3 protein-coding genes and 2 tRNA genes are annotated in these 2,908 nt (G+C 38.4%); all 5 read left to right on the forward strand.

Going from position 1 to position 2,908, the window contains the following annotated elements:
- Window positions 1-47: 47 nt before the first annotated feature.
- The 5 genes from FYJ75_RS14160 (at window position 48) to pfkB (ending at window position 2,778) form a co-directional block, all read left to right on the forward strand.
- Window positions 48-119 (forward strand) — tRNA-Asn (locus FYJ75_RS14160).
- A gap of 53 nt (window positions 120-172) precedes the next feature.
- Window positions 173-243: transfer RNA gene (locus FYJ75_RS14165), tRNA-Cys, on the forward strand.
- Between the two features lie 148 nt (window positions 244-391).
- The gene (locus FYJ75_RS14170; protein ID WP_154431052.1) at window positions 392-940 is read left to right on the forward strand and encodes a transcription repressor NadR; all 549 of its coding nucleotides are present in this window, start codon (window positions 392-394) and stop codon (window positions 938-940) included.
- Between the two features lie 174 nt (window positions 941-1,114).
- Window positions 1,115-1,858 carry a DeoR/GlpR family DNA-binding transcription regulator gene (locus FYJ75_RS14175; protein WP_154431050.1) on the forward strand — a complete coding sequence of 248 codons (744 nt, stop codon included), beginning with the start codon at window positions 1,115-1,117 and terminating at the stop codon, window positions 1,856-1,858.
- Window positions 1,859-1,863: 5 nt separating this feature from the next.
- Window positions 1,864-2,778, forward strand: coding sequence for a 1-phosphofructokinase (gene pfkB / locus FYJ75_RS14180; RefSeq protein ID WP_154431051.1), 915 nt, complete (start codon window positions 1,864-1,866; stop codon window positions 2,776-2,778).
- The last annotated feature ends 130 nt before the right edge of the window (window positions 2,779-2,908 follow it).

A 2,908-nucleotide genomic window follows, 5' to 3' on the forward strand; every position in this document is an offset into this window, starting at 1 on the left:
GACGGATGATCTGTATGAAGTTTTGAAGGTATAACCTTCTGAAATATTCCTCGATAGCTCAATGGTAGAGCACTCGGCTGTTAACCGAGTTGTTGTAGGTTCGAGCCCTACTCGGGGAGTTTTCTTTTATAAAGATGTATATCATCTTGTAAGGGAGCATATAATAGAATATGGTGACTTAGCCAAGTGGTAAGGCGTGGGACTGCAACTCCCTGATCGTCGGTTCAAATCCGTCAGTCACCTCTTTAGCCTCTAAGTTTTGCTTAGAGGTTTTTCTTTTTTTACAAATAACTGTCAAGACAGGTGTATAGATACTCCTTGACGGAATATTATTCCTTTGATAAAATTATGAATATTCAGGGAACCATGGAAGGATGGTGCAATCGAAATGATGAATGGAGAAGAAAGAAGAAAAGAAATACTTGCGATTTTAGATAAAAGCAAATCCGCTATTTCCGGAGAGAAACTTGCTGATATTTTTGAAGTGAGCAGACAGGTAATTGTTCAGGATATTGCACTTCTTCGTGCAGCAAGGAATGAAATATTGTCCACAAACAGAGGATATATCCTTCAGACAAAAAGAGGAGCCAGCAGGATTTTTAAGGTATATCACACGATCGAGCAGATGGTGGATGAGTTGAATACGTTTGTGGATTTTGGAGCTACTGTGGAGGATGTTTTTGTATATCATAAGGTATACGGAGTGATCCGGGCAGAGCTTGGAATCCGTAACAGGAAAGATGTTCAGAAGTATCTTACAGAGATTCGTGAAGGAAAATCAACGCCACTCATGAATGTGACAAGTGGTTACCATTATCACACAGTTCTTGGAGAAGATGAAGAGACATTGGATCAGATTCAGGAAGAACTTCAGAAGCTGGGATTTCTTGCAGAACTTAAGACGTATGAACCGGTTGATTTCTGGAAGAATCAGGAATAACCTATGAGTTCGAATAATTTTATAAAGAAGTATATTAGGGAAAATATACAAAAAAGAACCGTCAGAATTGTGAATGATTTTGGCGGTTTTTGATTGACTTTAAATGTTTTTAAATCTATAATCAAATTATCAGATGAATGTTTTTGACGGAAAATGAAGGGTCGTGGTTATAATATGTTAACAGAGGACAGGCACAGTAATATTTTATCGTTATTAGATAAAGAAGGAAGCGTTACAGTTCAACAGTTGATGAAAGAACTTCAGACATCAGAATCTACGATTCGAAGAGACTTAAATCAGTTGGATTCACAGGGATTTTTGACAAAAGTACATGGCGGAGCAATCGCCAAAAATACGATTTACAGTACAATGGATGAAAACGTTATGAATCGTAAAGCATTGAATGCAGATGCAAAGATCAAGATTGCAAAGTATGCAGCATCTTTGATCGAGCCGGGAGATTTTGTTTATCTGGATGCTGGAACAACAACGGAGTTTATGATTGATTATATTACAAACCGTCAGACGGTATTTGTAACAAATGCAATCAGTCATGCAAAAAAGCTTTCGGATATCGGTTTTCGGGTTTACATTCTTGGGGGAGAGTTTAAATCTGCAACAGAGGCAATCGTTGGAGAAGAAGCTGTTGAAACACTGGATAAGTACAACTTTACCAAGGGATTCTGGGGAACAAACGGAATCAGTGTTGAGACCGGATTTTCCACGCCGGAGGTAAAAGAGGCAATGGTGAAAAAGAAATCCATGCAGAATTGCAAAGAACGTTATATTCTTGCTGATGGAAGTAAATTTTCCCAGATTTCCAGTGTAAAATTCGCCGAATTTGATGATGCTACTATTATTACCACAAATTTGAATTCAAAAGCATTTAGAAAATATAAAAACATTAAGGAGGTATAAGGAAAATGATTTATACGGTAACTTTTAATCCATCGCTGGATTACATTGTAACAGTAAAGAATTTTCAGACAGGAATGGTAAACCGGACTGTAGATGAGATCATATATCCGGGCGGAAAAGGAATTAATGTATCTATGGTATTAAAAAATCTTGGATTTGATAATACTGCTCTTGGATTTATGGCTGGTTTTACCGGAGATGAAATATGCCGACTTCTTGAGGAAAAAGGTGTAAAGGCAGATTTTATTCACGTAGAAAAAGGGGTTTCCAGAATTAATGTAAAGCTTCGTTCCAATGAAGAATCCGAAATCAATGGAATGGGACCTGCAATCATGCAGGAGGATATTAAAAAACTTTATGAGAAACTGGATCAGCTGCAGGATGGAGATGTTCTTGTGCTGGCTGGAAGTATTCCATCTGTGATGCCGGAATCTATGTATATGGATATCATGAAACATCTGGAGGATAAAAAACTGAACATCGCTGTAGATGCAACAAGAGATCTTCTGGTGAATGTTCTTCCATATCATCCGTTTTTGATTAAACCAAATAATCACGAACTTGGTGAGATTTTTGGAGTCACAATCACGGATAAGGATGATGTTGTGAAATATGCGAAAAAGCTTCAGGAGCGCGGAGCCAGAAATGTTCTGATTTCCATGGCAGGGGATGGAGCAGTACTGGTAACTGAGGATGGACAGGAATTCCGTGCTGAAGCGCCAAAAGGGGAATTGAAAAATTCCGTAGGAGCAGGAGATTCCATGGTAGCCGGATTCCTTGCAGGATATCTGTCAACCGGAAGTTACGCAGAAGCCTTTAAAATGGGTGTATGTACCGGAAGCGCCAGTGCTTTTTCGGAAGAACTTGCAACAAAAGCCGAAGTGCAGGCTTTGTTAGATAAATGTAAAAATTTATTTTAAAAAGGTAGTGTCAAATAAGATATGAAAAAACTGAGTTAAAAAATTAGGCTCAGATGAACCTTGAAAATTGTAGATATTAGAGGTTGTGGCAGACGTCCGCCACCCTTGACAGCACGAAAAAGAACTGCTG

This window comes from Roseburia porci (assembly GCF_009695765.1).
Taxonomy (GTDB): Bacteria; Bacillota; Clostridia; order Lachnospirales; family Lachnospiraceae; genus Roseburia; species Roseburia porci.